The 13813-nt window shown below is 69.7% G+C and carries 13 protein-coding genes; 4 read left to right on the plus strand and 9 right to left on the minus strand.

All coding sequences use genetic code 11. The features are described 5' to 3' along the window. Positions 1-35: 35 nt before the first annotated feature. Together ligD and HD596_RS55830 are read right to left on the minus strand one after the other, a co-directional pair. Positions 36-1238 (minus strand): non-homologous end-joining DNA ligase, encoded by a 1203-nt coding sequence (gene ligD / locus HD596_RS55825; protein WP_185077490.1) that lies wholly within the window; start codon positions 1236-1238, stop codon positions 36-38. A gap of 32 nt (positions 1239-1270) precedes the next feature. Beyond that, positions 1271-4459: an ATP-binding protein gene (locus HD596_RS55830; protein WP_185077491.1), complete on the minus strand. Its 3189-nt coding sequence runs from the start codon at positions 4457-4459 to the stop codon at positions 1271-1273. 54 nt (positions 4460-4513) lie between these two features. Between HD596_RS55830 and HD596_RS55835 the strand changes: the two genes are divergently transcribed. After that, positions 4514-5794, plus strand: coding sequence for an FAD-binding oxidoreductase (locus tag HD596_RS55835; protein WP_185077492.1), 1281 nt, complete (start codon positions 4514-4516; stop codon positions 5792-5794). A 6-nt stretch (positions 5795-5800) separates the two neighbouring features. Here the strand turns inward: HD596_RS55835 and HD596_RS55840 are convergent, their stop codons facing one another. The 4 genes from HD596_RS55840 to HD596_RS55855 form a co-directional block, all read right to left on the minus strand. Then, positions 5801-6688 (minus strand): alpha/beta fold hydrolase, encoded by an 888-nt coding sequence (locus HD596_RS55840; protein ID WP_185077493.1) that lies wholly within the window; start codon positions 6686-6688, stop codon positions 5801-5803. A gap of 48 nt (positions 6689-6736) precedes the next feature. Further along, positions 6737-7486, minus strand: coding sequence for a crotonase/enoyl-CoA hydratase family protein (locus HD596_RS55845; protein WP_185077494.1), 750 nt, complete (start codon positions 7484-7486; stop codon positions 6737-6739). A 72-nt stretch (positions 7487-7558) separates the two neighbouring features. Then, the gene (locus HD596_RS55850; protein WP_221520063.1) at positions 7559-8320 is read right to left on the minus strand and encodes a hypothetical protein; all 762 of its coding nucleotides are present in this window, start codon (positions 8318-8320) and stop codon (positions 7559-7561) included. 1 nt (position 8321) lies between these two features. Then, positions 8322-8729 (minus strand): ATP-binding protein, encoded by a 408-nt coding sequence (locus tag HD596_RS55855; protein ID WP_185077495.1) that lies wholly within the window; start codon positions 8727-8729, stop codon positions 8322-8324. A gap of 317 nt (positions 8730-9046) precedes the next feature. Here HD596_RS55855 and HD596_RS61080 point away from each other — a divergent pair, with 317 nt between their 5' ends. Together HD596_RS61080 and HD596_RS61085 are read left to right on the plus strand one after the other, a co-directional pair. Continuing rightward, positions 9047-9871, plus strand: a complete 825-nt coding sequence (locus HD596_RS61080) for a helix-turn-helix domain-containing protein (RefSeq protein WP_221520064.1) — start codon at positions 9047-9049, stop codon at positions 9869-9871. Continuing rightward, positions 9858-10079 (plus strand): DUF397 domain-containing protein, encoded by a 222-nt coding sequence (locus HD596_RS61085; protein ID WP_313047230.1) that lies wholly within the window; start codon positions 9858-9860, stop codon positions 10077-10079. Before HD596_RS61080 ends, HD596_RS61085 begins: the two co-directional genes overlap by 14 nt. A gap of 71 nt (positions 10080-10150) precedes the next feature. Here the strand turns inward: HD596_RS61085 and HD596_RS61090 are convergent, their stop codons facing one another. From HD596_RS61090 to HD596_RS55875, 3 genes are read right to left on the minus strand one after another with little or no spacing between them, the layout of a single operon-like run. Further along, positions 10151-10669, minus strand: a complete 519-nt coding sequence (locus HD596_RS61090; protein ID WP_221520065.1) for a hypothetical protein — start codon at positions 10667-10669, stop codon at positions 10151-10153. A 29-nt stretch (positions 10670-10698) separates the two neighbouring features. Beyond that, positions 10699-12759 (minus strand): hypothetical protein, encoded by a 2061-nt coding sequence (locus HD596_RS55870; RefSeq protein WP_185077498.1) that lies wholly within the window; start codon positions 12757-12759, stop codon positions 10699-10701. Continuing rightward, complete coding sequence (locus HD596_RS55875) at positions 12756-12932, minus strand: hypothetical protein (RefSeq protein WP_185077499.1); 177 nt, start codon at positions 12930-12932, stop codon at positions 12756-12758. The genes HD596_RS55870 and HD596_RS55875 overlap by 4 nt, the downstream gene beginning before the upstream one ends. A gap of 383 nt (positions 12933-13315) precedes the next feature. On the opposite strand from HD596_RS55875, the gene HD596_RS55880 reads away from it, so the two are divergent. Beyond that, complete coding sequence (locus tag HD596_RS55880) at positions 13316-13747, plus strand: hypothetical protein (RefSeq protein ID WP_185077500.1); 432 nt, start codon at positions 13316-13318, stop codon at positions 13745-13747. The last annotated feature ends 66 nt before the right edge of the window (positions 13748-13813 follow it).

Below are 13813 nucleotides of genomic sequence, written 5' to 3' on the forward strand. Positions count from 1 at the left end.
TCCGGGCCATCCGGGGGCCATCCGGGGGCCAGAGGTCAGCGCTCCGGGGGCCCGGCGCCGCGCCAGGGGTCGTAGTCAACCTCCAGCGGCTCCTGCGGCGGCCGCTCGGCCTCCGGCACGTGCTGGAGGTTGACCCGGATGCGATACCACACGCTGCTGCGCCCCCGCATGCCGTCGACCAGCACGTCGGCGGGCTCCAGCCGGGCCGCGACCTCCGGGTGGCGGGCCTTCCACCGCTCGAACCCGGCCAGCGCCTCCTCCTTGTGCTCCGCCCGCGCGATCTCGATGACGGGCATCGTCTGCTGCCTGCGCCCGCTGCCCTTGGGCGGCTTGGGCGCCGGGCCGAGCTCCTCGGCCAGCTCCAGCAGCGAGTCGAGCGAGCCGGGGTGCAGGTCCATGTCCTCCCACGGATCGCCGGCCTCGGCCAGCCGCTTGGGCACGGAGTCGATCGTGAACGCCTCGGGGCGGCAGCCGGGCACCTCGTCCCAGGTCAGCGGCGTCGAGACGCGGGCGTCGGGCACGGCCCGCACGGAGTAGGCGGAGGCCACGGTGCGGTCGTAGGCGTTCTGGTTGAAGTCGACGAACACGCCGTGCCGCTCCTCCTTCCACCACCGGCTGGTGGCCAGCTCGGGCGCGCGCCGCTCGACCTCGCGGGCCACCGTCTCGGCGGCCTTGCGCACCTTGGCGAACGGCCAGCGCCGCTCGATGCGGGCATAGACGTGAAACCCCCGCGACCCCGACGTCTTGGGCCAGGCGACCAGCCCGTGGTCCGCCAGCACCTCGCGCGCCACCTGCGCGGTGGCCAGCACGTCGGCCCACTCGACGCCCGGCACCGGGTCGAGGTCGATGCGCAGCTCGTCGGGCCTGGACAGGTCGTCGGCGCGCACCGGGTGGGGGTTGAGGTCGACGCACCCGAGGTTGACCACCCACAGCAGCTGGGCCAGGTCGGTGCAGACGACCTCCTCCGCGCTCAGCCCCGAGCGGTATTTCAGCTCGGCCACCTCGATCCAGTCGGGCCGCTTGGCCGGGGCGCGCTTCTGGAAGAACGCCTCCTGCTCGATGCCGTGCACGAACCGCTTGAGCACCATCGGCCGCCCGTGGACGCCCCGCAGCGCCGCCTCGCCCACGGCCTGGTAGAAGCGGATCAGGTCGAGCTTGGTGTGGCCGGACTGCGGGAAGACCACCTTGTCGGGGCTGGTGATGCGGACCTCGCGACCCGCGACCTCGATGTCAGGCATACGGTCACGATACGCGGGAGCACCGACAAGGCTCAGGGCGCCAGCTCGGCGCCGCGGGCGCGGCTGCGCGACTCCAGGTAGGCCAGGCCGAGCCGCCGGTGCCGGGCGATGGCCGCCCGGTTGTGCCCGAGCGCCTGCTCCGTACGCCCGAGCCGGAGCGCGAGCTCGGCCAGCACGTCGTGCACGCAGCCCAGGGCCCCGCTGCCCGTGCCCAGGACGATGGGCTGGTCGGCGATCGGCAGCAGCCGCTCGTACATCTCCCCGGGGTCGGGGGTGCCGAGCTGCGCGGCCACGAGCCCCCAGACCGGGAAGAAGAAGTCGGCCGACCAGTCCTCCCGCAGGTCCACCCCCCACCGTTCGAGGAGCCGGCGCGCCTGCTCGGTGCGGCCGACGTCCAGGGAGGCCAGGATGGCGAGCGGGCGTACCAGACCCATGAGCGGGCGGTCGCCCGCGGCCACCAGCTCGTCCAGCAGCTCCGCCACCCGGCCCTCACCGCGCCGGCAGGTGTAGAGGACGCCGAGGCGGCGGGCCTCCTGGCCCCACAGGCTCGCCCCGAAGGAGATCTTGGGGAAGTGCTCGGCCAGCGCCTCCGCCTCCGCCCACCGGCCGTGCAGGGCGTGGTCGGCGGTCTGCGCGACGCGGACCATGGCCTCCAGCTCGGGCCGGGCGACCTCGTGCAGCAGCTGCTCGCAGCGGGCCAGGTCCCTGCTCCACTCGGCCAGCTCGCCCGCGCGCAGCAGGCACGACATGCGCAGCACCCGCGCCACCAGCCTGGCCTCCCTGGGCAGGCCGGGCACGGCCAGCATCTCCTCGGCCGCCGCCAGCCGCTCGGGGTTGCGGCCGGGTACGAAGCTCGCGATCAGGTAGTTGTTGAGCGCCCTGGCCAGCAGCATGGGGTCGCCGGAGCGGCGGGCCAGGCCGACCGCGTCGAGCGCCAGCCGCTCGCCCTCGGCGCGCCGCGGGCCGTAGTGCAGCTCGATGCCGAGCGTGCCCAGGAGCGCGGCCCTGGACCGGTCGTCGAGGTCGCCCGCCAGGAGGTCCTCCAGGATCGCGACCATGTCCTCGTCCACGACGCCGTACGGGCGCCAGTTCCACACCGACAGGCCGCCGAAGACCGACACCGCCGCCACCAGCGCGTCCCGGTCGCCGAGCCGCTGGGCCTGGGCGACGGCCTCGGTCAGGTCGCGGTAGGCGCCTTCGGCGTCGCCCGTGGTGCGGCGGGCCTGGCCCAGCTCGGTGAGCACGCGGCAGCGCTCGGGCGAGTCGCCGGGCGGCAGGTGGTCGAGCGCCAGCTCCCACAGCTGCACGGCCTCCTGGTAGCCGTGGCGCTGCGCGGCCTGCGCGGCGGCCCGGGTGGCGTACGTGACCGCCTTGGGCGCGCCGCCCAGCCGGGCCGCGGCGGCGAAGTGGCCGGCCAGGATCGCCGGGTCGGCGCCGGGCAGGGTCTCCAGGTGCCCGGCGGCCCGCAGGTGCAGGCGGGCGCGGTCGAGCCGGGTGAGTCCCTGGTCGAGCGCCTGCCGTACGAGGGCGTGGGAGAAGCGGTAGTCGGCGGCCCCGGTCAGCGGCTGGGTGAGCAGGCCGGCGGCCAGCGCGGGCTCCAGGTGCGACATGACCTCCTCGACGGGGCGGTCCACGAGGGCGGCCAGCAGGTCCAGGTCCACCTCCCGGCCCGCGACCGCGGCGGCCCCGAGCAGGTCCCGGGTGGGCTCGGGCAGGCGGGCCAGGCGGCGTTCGATGACGTCGCGGGCGCCGGGCGGGACGAGGTGGCGCTCGCGTTCGGGCAGGCGGAGCAGCTCGGTCAGGTAGAACGGGTTGCCGCCCGAGCGGTCGAGCAGCTCCTGCGGGTCGGCCGCCACGTCGCGCAGGCGCAGGTAGTCGCGCACGCCCGAGGCGTCGAACGGCGCCAGCGGCAGCCGGCGGCCCTCCCTGGCCAGCGCGCCCAGGGTCTCGCGCAGCTGCTCGGGGTGGTCGCCCGGTTCGGGCCTGAGCGTGGCCACGACGAGCGCGGAGGTCCTGGCCAGCTCGCCGGCGACGTGGCCGAGCAGCCTCAGGGAGGAGGCGTCGGCCCAGTGCAGGTCCTCCAGCACCACGAGCAGGGGGCCGGTCCGCAGCTCCGCCAGCACGGCGTCGTACAGGTCGAACAGCTCGGCCTGCGGGGACGGCGGGATCAGGCCCGCGCGGGTCCACGGCCAGAACGCGGGGGCGGTGCCGCCGTCGAGGCAGCGGCCCCACTCCACCCGGAAGCCCCTGGCCGTGGCCAAGTCGGCGACGGCCCTGGCCAGGCTCGTCTTGCCGATGCCCGCCTCGCCGGTGACCAGCGCCAGCCCGCCCCTGCCGTGCCTGGCCCGAGCCAGCAGCTCCTCCAGGACCCGCAGCTCGTCCTCCCTGGCCACGAGCCTGCCGGAGCCCGGGCCCGCGGGGACGGGTGCCGGAACGGGGTCGGGTGCCGGGCTGGGCTTGGGGGCCGGGTCGAGTTCGGGCGCCTGCTCGAACACCGCCTGCTCCAGCCGCCTCAGCTCGGGCCCCGGCTCGATGCCCAGCTCGCCGGCGAGCAGGGCGCGTACCTTGCGCAGCGCCGCGAGCGCGTCGGCCTGGCGGCCCGCCCGGTACAGCCCGAGCACCAGCAGCCCCCACGCCCGCTCCCGGTACGGGTGCGCCTCCGTCAGCGCCTCCAGGTCGGGCACGCTGGCCTCGCCGAGCGCCAGCCGGGCCGCCAGCCGGTCCTCCTCGGCCACGAGCCGCAGCTCCTCCAGCCGCGCCGACGCCGCCGGCGCCAGATCGGGGAACTCGGCCAGCGGCTCCCCCCGCCACAGCGCGAGCGCCCGGTCGAGCGTCCGCGCGCCCTCCGCGTGCCGCCCCTGCCTGACCAGGCGCGCCCCGTCGGCGGCCCACGCGGCGAAGCGGCCCACGTCGGTCTGGCCGGGCGTGACGTCCAGCACGTAGCCGGGCTCGCGGGTGAGCAGCACCCGGGGCGGCGTGCGCGGCTTGCGGTCCGGCTCCAGCACCCGCCGCAGATGCGAGACGTACGCCTGCAGCGTCGCCGTCGCCTTGGCCGGCGCCTCCCCCGCCCACAGCTCCTCGATCAGCCGGTCGAGCGGCACGACGCGGCCCGGTTCGAGCGCCAGCCTGGCCAGGACCGCCCGCTGCTTGCGGGTGCCGAGGTCGAGCCGGTTGCCGTCGCCGTCGTCCACCTCAAGCGGACCGAACAGTCTGAACTCCACGAACCCCAAGTCAACCTCAACTCCTCCGCAAATGCCGAAACGCACACTTGATCCATGAACGAGCTGAAGAACGTGATGAACGGCCGCGTGCTCCTCCCCGGCGACGAGGGTTTCGACGAGGCGCGCAAGCCCTGGAACCTGGCCGTCGACCAGCAGGTGCGCGCGGTCGTCGAAGCGGCCGACGCCGACGACGTGGCGGCCACGGTCGGCTACGCCCGCCTGCACGGGCTGGCGGTGACCGCGCAGCCGAGCGGCCACGGCGCCTCCGGCGACACCGACGGCACGATCCTGCTGCGGACCGGCGGCCTGGGCGGAGTGGCGATCGAGAACGGGGTGGCGCGCGTCGGCGCGGGTGTGAAGTGGGGCGAGGTGCTGGCGGCGGCGAGCCCGCTCGGGCTGACCGGCCTCGCGGGCAGCTCCCCCGTGGTCAGCGTGACCGGGTACACGCTGGGTGGCGGGCTGAGCTGGTTCAGCAGGAAGTACGGCTTCGCCGCCGACACCGTGCGGGCCTTCGACGCGGTGGACGCCGAGGGCCGGCGGATCCGGGTGACGGCCGAGCGGGACCCCGAGCTGTTCTGGGCGCTGCGGGGCGGCGGCGGTGACTTCGCGGTCGTGACGGCGATGGAGTTCGACCTGAGCCCCGCCCCCTTCCTGTACGGCGGGCGGATCACGTGGCCGATCGAGCGGGCGCCCGAGGTGCTGGCCGCTTACCGCGAGGTCACCGCGAGCGCGCCGGACGAGCTGACGGTCTGGTACGACCTGCTGCAGATCCCCGGCGGCCCGGGGTTCGTCATGGTCGACAGCACCTACCTGGGCCGGGACCCGGGCGCGCTGCTGCGGCCCTTCGAGCTGATCGGCGGCGCGATCGGCGACACCCGGCGGCTGCTGCCGGTGGCCGAGCTGGGCTCCATCTGCGACGAGCCCACCGATCCCCAGCCCGGCACCAGCCGGTGCGAGCTGCTGACCGGGCTCGACGACCAGGTGGCCGGCGTGCTGCTGGGCGAGCCGATCGACCCGATGATCAGCGTGCAGATCCGGCACCTGGGCGGGGCCCTGTCCCGGCCCGCCGACGGGGGCGGCGCCGCGGGGCACCTGGACGAGCCGTACCTGGTCTACGCGATCGGCCGGCCCACCGAGGCCACGGCCGAGCGTCTGGAGCGGCTGGGCAAGGCGCTGGTTCCGTTCAGCAGCGGGCGCAAGCCGTACACGATGCTGCACGGCGGCGAGCAGGCCGCGGCGGCGTTCCCGCGCGAGTCGCTGGCCCGGCTCCGCGACCTCAAGCGCTCCCGCGACCCGCACGGCGTCATCCGGGCCAACTTCCCCGTGCTGGGGTAGCCCGTTTCACCCGATGGCCCGGGCCAGGAAATCGCGGATCAAGGGGACGATCTCGCCGAGGCTGGTCTCCAGCGCCCAGTGGCCGGCATCGAGCACGTGCAGCTCGGCGTCCGGCAGGTCGCGCAGGTACGCCCTGGCCGCCCCCTCGGGCATGTAACCGTCGTGCGGGCCCCACACGATCAGCGTCGGCGGACGGTGCTCCCGCAGGTACGCCTGCTCCTTGGGGAACCATTCCAGCGTCGTCGCCTGGTCCTCGAAGAGGCCCACGACGTTCGCGCGGCGCCGCGAGGTGTTCATCAGCGACCAGTGCAGCCGCCACAGGTCCGGGCTCACCCGTTCGGCCAGATGGTCCGGCAGCTCGCCGGCGAACTCGTCGCGGAAGCCCTCCTCCGTGACGTTCGCGGCGAGCCTGGCCCGGCCCTCGTCCGTCGGATCGCTCCAGAACTCCTTGAGCCAGGCGTACTTCGGCCCCAGCTGGTCCTCGTAGATGTCGCCGTTCTGGATGACGAGCGCGGTGACCCGTTCGGGGGCGCGCATGGCCAGCCGCAGCCCGAACTGGGAGCCGTAGTCGTGCAGGTAGATGGCGTACCGCGACAGTCCCATCACGTGCGTGAAGCGTTCGAGGAAGTCGGCGTAGCCGGTGAAGGTGTAGGAGAAGTGCTCGGGTGTCGCGCTGTAGCCGAAGCCCGGCAGGTCGGGCGCGATCAGGCGCCAGCGGTCGCCGAGGGCGGGCAGGAGGTTGCGGAACGCGTACGAGGAGCAGGGGTAGCCGTGCGGCAGCAGGAAGATCGGCGCGTCGCGCGGGCCGGCCTCGCGGTAGAAGACCTCGATCCCGTCGACGTCGATCCTCCGATGCGCGACCGCGGCGGGCGTGCTGTGTCGGTTTCCGGTCATGGAACAAGGGCCTACCCCGCAGGCGCGGCATGGTGTCCTGCGCAGTGCCTAGAGGTCGCCGAAGTCTCCGTGGCGGCCCGCGCCCGCGGCGAAGCGGGCGGCGCCGCCCACGGCGTCGGGCATCGAGACGAGCCCGTGGCGCAGCTCGTTCCGCATCGCCTCCGCCTCGCTCAGCCCCTCCTGCTCCAGCGCCGACAGCCGGTCGCCGCGCAGGCAGGTCTGCGGGAAGCGGGCGATCTCGCGGGCCAGCTCCTCGGCCTGCCGCCGGGCGGTGCCGTCGGGCACGAGCCGGTTGGCCAACCCCCACTCGTACGCCTCCCGCCCGTCGACGGGCCGGCCGGTGAGGATCATGTCCATCGCCCGCGAGGCGCCGACGAGCCGGGGCAGCCGTACGGTGCCGCCGTCGATGAGCGGCACTCCCCACCTGCGGCAGAACACCCCGAAGACCGCCCCCTCCTCGGCCACCCGAAGGTCGCACCAGAGGGCCAGCTCCAGCCCGCCCGCGACGGCGTGCCCGGCCACGGCGGCGATGACCGGCTTCGACAGGCGCATCCTGGTAGGCCCCATCGGCCCGTCGCCGTCCTCGCCGACATGGTTGTCGAGCGCCTTCAGGTCGGCGCCCGCGCAGAACGTGCCGCCCTCGCCCCACAGCACCGCCACGGCGGCGTCGGACCCCTCGAAGTCACGGAACGCGCCCGCCAGCGCGTCGGCCGTCTTGCGATCGACCGCGTTACGCGCCTCCGGCCTGCTGATCACCACGGTGGTGACCGGTCCCTCGCGCTCCACGCGTACGCTCATGCGGCCCTCCTCGTGCTCGGGAACGGGCCGAGCGTACGTCCAAGCCTGGGTCTCCGGCCAGCAACCCCACCGTCAGTGGTTGCCGAGAGAATGCAGGCGGACAGGTTCCGTCAAAGCGGCCTTGGCACCCTCGAAGTCCGCCAGACGGATGGCGACGGTCGCTACCGCCAGCCGTTCGGGGAGCACGGTCGCGAATTTGAGTCCGGTGACGGCCCGACGGTCGACGTCCGGGAGAACGAGGAGTTCTCCGTTGCCGGTGTTCTCTTTCGCCGCCTTCCATACAGCCGGGGTGAGGTCTTGGCGGAGCCGAACCGCGAAGTCGGTCGACCGTTGCACCGGGTCGGCGATCGAGGGCAGCGTGGCGGCCAGGGTCGCGTTGGCACGGTATCCGGCCCAGGTCCACCAGCGCACGTCGGCGCCATCCCTCGTGATCAGAGTTCCGCCGGGGTGCACGACGGCGGGGGCTTCTTCGCGCCAGTCCGCCAGGCATGCTTGCGCCCGGCGGGTGAGCGACACCGGTGGGTCGGCGCCGAGCAGGACCTCTCGCATCGCGCGCGTCAGGGCGAACGGCAGACCCGCGACGCCGCTGCCGGTCCACTTGGCCACTCCACCGCGGTCAGCCGGTTCGACAAAGGCTCGTTTGCGCGTCCAGTCGATGAAAGTGACCCGCCAGCTCTGGCCACCCAGCAGCAGCAGTCGCGGGCCGCATTCACAAGTGTGCGAGATCACCCGGATGCGTGGTGGCCGAGGGGTGGGGTCGTACCAAGTCAGCTTGACGTGGCCGGGCAGGGGCGACTCGACGTGCGGACCATGGAAGTCGGGGATCTTCGACATGTCACACGGTCCTTTCCTCAAGTTCTCGACGAGGGTCCTGCACGTGATGTCGATGGGGGACATCCGCGATGTCCACTGCGGCAGGGGCCTGGACAGGCAGCTCGAACCAGACGGTCCGGCCGAACGAGCGCCTTCTGACTCCCCATTTCGTCGCCACGGCCGCCAAGATCTGAAGTCCTCGTCCGCCGGTCTCGAATGGGTCGTCACGAAGTCGCGGCCCCGACCACCACCCCTGGTCCTTCACTTCGATACGGATCCGGTCGGCGCCGAGCCACAGGCGGACTCGAAATGACCCCCGTTTCCAGCGACCGGACATGGTGTGCTTCATCGCGTTGGCGGCGAGCTCGGTGACCAGGAGCCGCAGATCCTCCAGAAGATTCTCATCGTCAGCGGCCTCCGGCAGTGCCATAACGAGCCAATGAGCAGCATAAATCCGTACATCACGGATTATCTGAGGGCACCCAGGAAACCGCATTGCGCCGATGAGTTTCATTCCGAGTGAAGACATATTTATCACCCATACCCCCATTAGCCCGACATGATGATGCCAGCATTGATCCTGCTGGGCTCTGTTATGAGCGCTTGCGAATCATCCATCTCCGCAAGCCCCTTCAAACAATGCCTGCGACGAGCTACATTGTCTTGCGAAATAATCCCAGAGCGGTCCCAGACTACAACTGGCAACAAACCAGAAGAGCTGGAATGGACTTGGTTACGGGAGGCGTGATGCCAGCACCCAAGGAGCTTGACCCAACCGCCAGCCCAGCGGCACATTTCGGTGCCGATCTACGCAAATACCGATATGCCGCTAAATGGACTCAGGAACAGCTCGCCGAGCGCATCGGCTACAGCAAGAGCCGTATCGGCAATGTAGAACGCGGAGACGAGAACCCCACGCGCGAGCTGATCGAGCTCTGCGAAGAGGCACTTGGCCTCAACGGCCCACTGCTCTCCCACTGGCCGGCCATCAGCGGCAACCGGATGCCCGATTGGTTCCGGCAGTGGCCGCCGATCGAGCGGAAAGCCGATCAGCTCCTCACCTGGGCCCCGCTCATCGTGCCCGGACTGGTACAGACGGTGGAGTACGCGCGTGCGATCTTCGAGGGCGAGCCTCACACGACCCCTCAGCAGGTCGAAGACGCGGTCGAGGCCCGGATGGAGCGACAATCCATATTCGATCGGCCGAATCCCCCTCAATTCCTTGCTGTGATAGACGAGGGCGTCCTGTATCGTCCGATTGGAGACGAGTTCGTAACCCACCGCCAGCTAGAGCACCTGATCACTTTGGCCGAGAACAAGTGGTTCACCGTCCAACTACTCCCGTACGCAGCCCGGTGTACGGCAGTGCTGGTGGGCCCAGCTCTCTTGGCGCAGCAGAACGGAGTGCCGATCGCCGCCTACGTCGAATCAGCCGTCCATGGTCGCGTCGTTGACTCCACCAGCGAGATCAAGCGACTCGTGGACCGACTCGAACTCATACGCAGCGCGGCGCTCCCTGAGTATCTGTCAGTGCAGCGGATCAAGGAGAGAGTGCAGCGTGGAGTTGAATGAGGAAGTCGCCAAGGAGATAGCAAGCCCGGCCGGATGGATCACCGCGTCGAGCGGTCAAGGCGGCGACTGCCTGGAGGCCAAGCATCTGTCGGACGGCCGCATCGCGTTGCGCGACACCGAACAGCCGGATGCCGAGCCATGGGTGGTCCGCCGGGCCGTCTGGGACAAGTTCGTAGCAGGCGCGAAGAACGGCATATTCGACTTTTAGTGTCATCAACCATGCGGCCCCCGAAATCCGTCAGGGGGCCGCACCGTTCCTGACCCTGTGATCATGCAGCCTCACCTGGGCTTGTCCAGCAGAAGGGGTTTGAGCTGGCGGAAGAATTCGGTCGCGTCCGCCAGAGAGTCGCGGCCTGGTCCGCCCCTATAGATGTTGATGGTGAGAAGGCGCTTGTAGTCGGGCGTCCATCCGTAGACGAAGGCGATGGTCTGATCCTTGGCGTTCTTCCGCCGCGCTGCGAAGCCTGGCCCGAGTTCGTCGGGCAGGTCCTTCCCCTGCGTGGTCAGCTTGGTGTTTTTCAGGTCTTCTGCGTCGTTCGGGGACGGGTCGAAGACTTCGATCACGAGTCCGAGTTTGCCCTCTGGGGCCAAGTCCTCGGCTACCGAGCATGACGCGAAACGGCCCTTGTCCATCTTCGTGCCGACCGCCGTGTAGTCCTTGAAACCGGTAGCGATCTTGATAGCGCTCGCCGAGATGAGTTCACATTCTTGTGGAGCGGCAGTAACGCTGCCCAGCGGTCGGGTGTCCGGCGGAGCAGGGGAAGGAGACGAGCACGCGGCCGCCAGAGCGAGGACCACGAGTACGGAGACCGCCTTCGGTTGGCTTCTCATGAGCCATGCCCCGAATAGTTGGTTTCGGCCTCCTTGAAGCCGAGCGCGATGGCGTCATCCGGTCGGCCGAAGACCCGGCCTGGCCCGTCCAGCGTCAGCCACTCATCGTAGGCCTCACGCTCGTCGGCATTCATGTCGGCCCAGGACTTGATCTCCCCGTTCACCATAAAGTGACCTTTCGAGCCCGGAGAGAAATCCTTGTAGCGGTACGGATGCGTCTCGGCGGGCACTGATCCGTCCCCGAACAGGCCGTGGCGCATCATCGTGGCCGCCGTGAGATCGGTGAACATGTGCTTGGCCGCTCCCATCGCGGTGTCCGCGTCCTGGCGAGCCTGGTCCTCGTGGCCGGAATCCATCTTTCCGAAGATCGCGCTCTTGGCCTCGTCGACCAAGAGCCCGACAAACTTCCCCTGCGGCCCTGGAGCCAGGCCCACGACTTTCTCCGTCATCTCCTTGAAGGCAGCGGCGCGTGCATCGCTCTCCTTCGCCTCTCCGATCTTGGTGATATTGGCGGCATTGGTGATCACCCAGGTCGTCATGCCGAGGCCGCGCGTCGCCCGGGAGAATTCCGCGCCTCCGCTGCGGCTCGTGCGCTCTTCGAGGATGTCCTGCCGTGCGGCGTCGAGCTGCTGCCGCGTGGCCTCTGGGTTCGACTTCCGCCATGCCGCGAAATCAGCGTCGACTTCCTTCGCGATCTTGGCAGCCAGTTCGTCCAGCACCTTGGCGGAATACAGCCCGTGCGCGGCGGCCACGGTCTGAAACGCGTCGTCGTCTGCGAACGCCCATGTCATCGCCTTCTTGACATCTGGCGCATTGAACTTGGCACCGTAGGGTTCCACGCCTTGCATGTTCTTGTCCGGGTCCGATCCTGTCACCACGGCCGGTGATTTCGCGCTGAAAGACTGGAGATCGCGATGCAGATCCCCGGTGTATTGGGCCAAGATCTCGCCGAGGTTGGCACGGGTATGGGGCAGGTTCTTCTGGACCTTGGCATCGCTCCAGAAGTGGGCGGCCCACGAGGCGATCAGGGCGGATTTGTAGCCGCGCGAATTGCCCGGTGGCACGTCGTGATCGCGGAATTTCGTGCCGGCCTCCTGGATGGCCCAGCCGAGATCCGCGTCGGCGTCGCCATCCCAGCGGTGCTGCCGCATCAGGTAGGCCAGCGGCTTGCGCTGCGGGTCGGTGAAGAAGTCCTGGGCGACGGCGGGATGGTGGGCGAGTGGCACCAGGGCCGTGCCCATGGGGCTGAGGTCGCCGGGCGAGATGTCCTTGGGGCCGGGCTTCGCCCAGGCGTCTCGCGGCAGGCTCGGGTCGGGCGGATGGGCCACGTCCTTGTCGTACAGCTTCCGGACCACCGTGAGCAAGAACGAGTGGTCGAACTGGCCGTCCTGGAGCAGCCTTTTCACCGCGAACGCGTCCTGCGGGTTCTCGATGCCGTCGACCAACTGATCGGCGTAGTCGTCGGCAAGCTTTATCGAGCCCACTCCGCGCGAAGCCGTGCCCAGGATCTTGCTGAGCATGGTGAGGAGCCTGTCCTGGGTCCTGACGTCGCGTTGGTCCGGGCGGCCCGACTGCGGGAGGCCGGCCCCGTACACCTTGTTGATCAGGGCCTTGAGCTCGCGCGGCAGTATTTCCTTGGCGAAGGCGATCGCGAAGTACGGATCGTTCTTGTGTCGCTCGATCTCGGCCACCGTCTTGGCGTCGAGCGAGTGGGTCTTGATCTGTTCCCGTAGCTTTGTGGCCAGGGCCTTGGCCGATGCCGCGCCCTCGGCGGGAGACTTCGACAGCCAGTCGGATTCGTTGGCCCAGAGAATGCCGGCCTTGCCGGATTTGCGGTCGGGTTCGGCGAGTATCAGGTCGAGACGGCCCTGGAGCGCGGGAATCTGCTCGCTCATCTGCCGCCCGATGGCATGGGCCGGGCCGTACAGCTCGACACCCAGCGCCGTCACGGCCCGCTCCACCTGGAGACCGACGTCCGGGATCGTGCCGCTGACGCGCTTCATGCCGTTGATCAGTTGCGTCATCAGCGTGGGGTTGATGCCGACCATGGAGCTCATCGAGGAGCCGCTCCCTTGCCCGGCCCGGACGGCTGCAGGGAGTCCAGCACGGACATGGCCCGCGTGAACAGGTCCTTGAAGCCCCGATCCCAGGCGCGCAGATCGGCGGCGAGCCTGTCGCCCGCCTCACCCTTGAGCGCGCCGTCATCGACCAGGCGAACCAGCGCGATCACGTCGTTCGCATGCTCATCGCGTAATCGTTCGATCTGACGCCGGGCGGCGTCAATTTCTTCCTTTGTCGCCATCATCGCCCGATCTCGTGGAGGTGGGAGATACCGGGGTCGATGGCATGGTAACTACAGGGAAGGTGGGGTTAAAGCGGAATGCCGCATACTCAACGAGATGGCTATAGATGGGAGACCATGGCCGGCAGTAGCTGGATACATATCTCACTCGCTGAAAAGCCTTCTGCTCACATCATGGATGCCACTTTGCAGGCCAGAGGGGCTGGATGCCGAAGTGGTCGCCGAGCTGAAAGCGCGGGCCGCGCGTAGATCGGCAGCAAGCTTGCCAGCCGCCCTGCCACTGAGAGCAATGATTTGGCTACGATCAGCTCATGAGCAGCTACGTCCGAACCATCCGCAAGTACATGCGCCAGCAACCGTCCCCAACCTGGACAGAACTGCCGCTGGCGGGCGAACGACTCTCGGAGATCATCCTTTTTGGTCATGGGAAGGATGCCGATGTCATGGTGGAGCTGCTTGACGGGCGGCAGTTCGTCTTGGGGTTGGGCGGCACCCTGCGAGTACACGGCTGCCCTGGGCTGGAAACCGAGGTAACCAGATGGGATGACCGTTCGCTGGCTATCCGGTATTTCGGCCAGAATCTGAAAGTGGCTGCCGTACGGCTTGGCGTTCCGGACCAGGCCGACGCAGAGAAGCTCGCCGCTGAGGTTCAGGAATGGCTGGCTACGAACGGCGTTGACGACCTGCTTTGGGGAGTATCAATCGAGATTGAGGTCGTGCCGATTCTCGAAGCCGCCGATTGAGGGTCAGCGGGCTGTCACGAGCGCAGCGGCGCCATTGCGCATACCGCAGCATGCTTGGTTCGTGGC

The organism is Nonomuraea jabiensis (assembly GCF_014204795.1).
GTDB classification, from domain to species: domain Bacteria; phylum Actinomycetota; class Actinomycetes; order Streptosporangiales; family Streptosporangiaceae; genus Nonomuraea; species Nonomuraea jabiensis.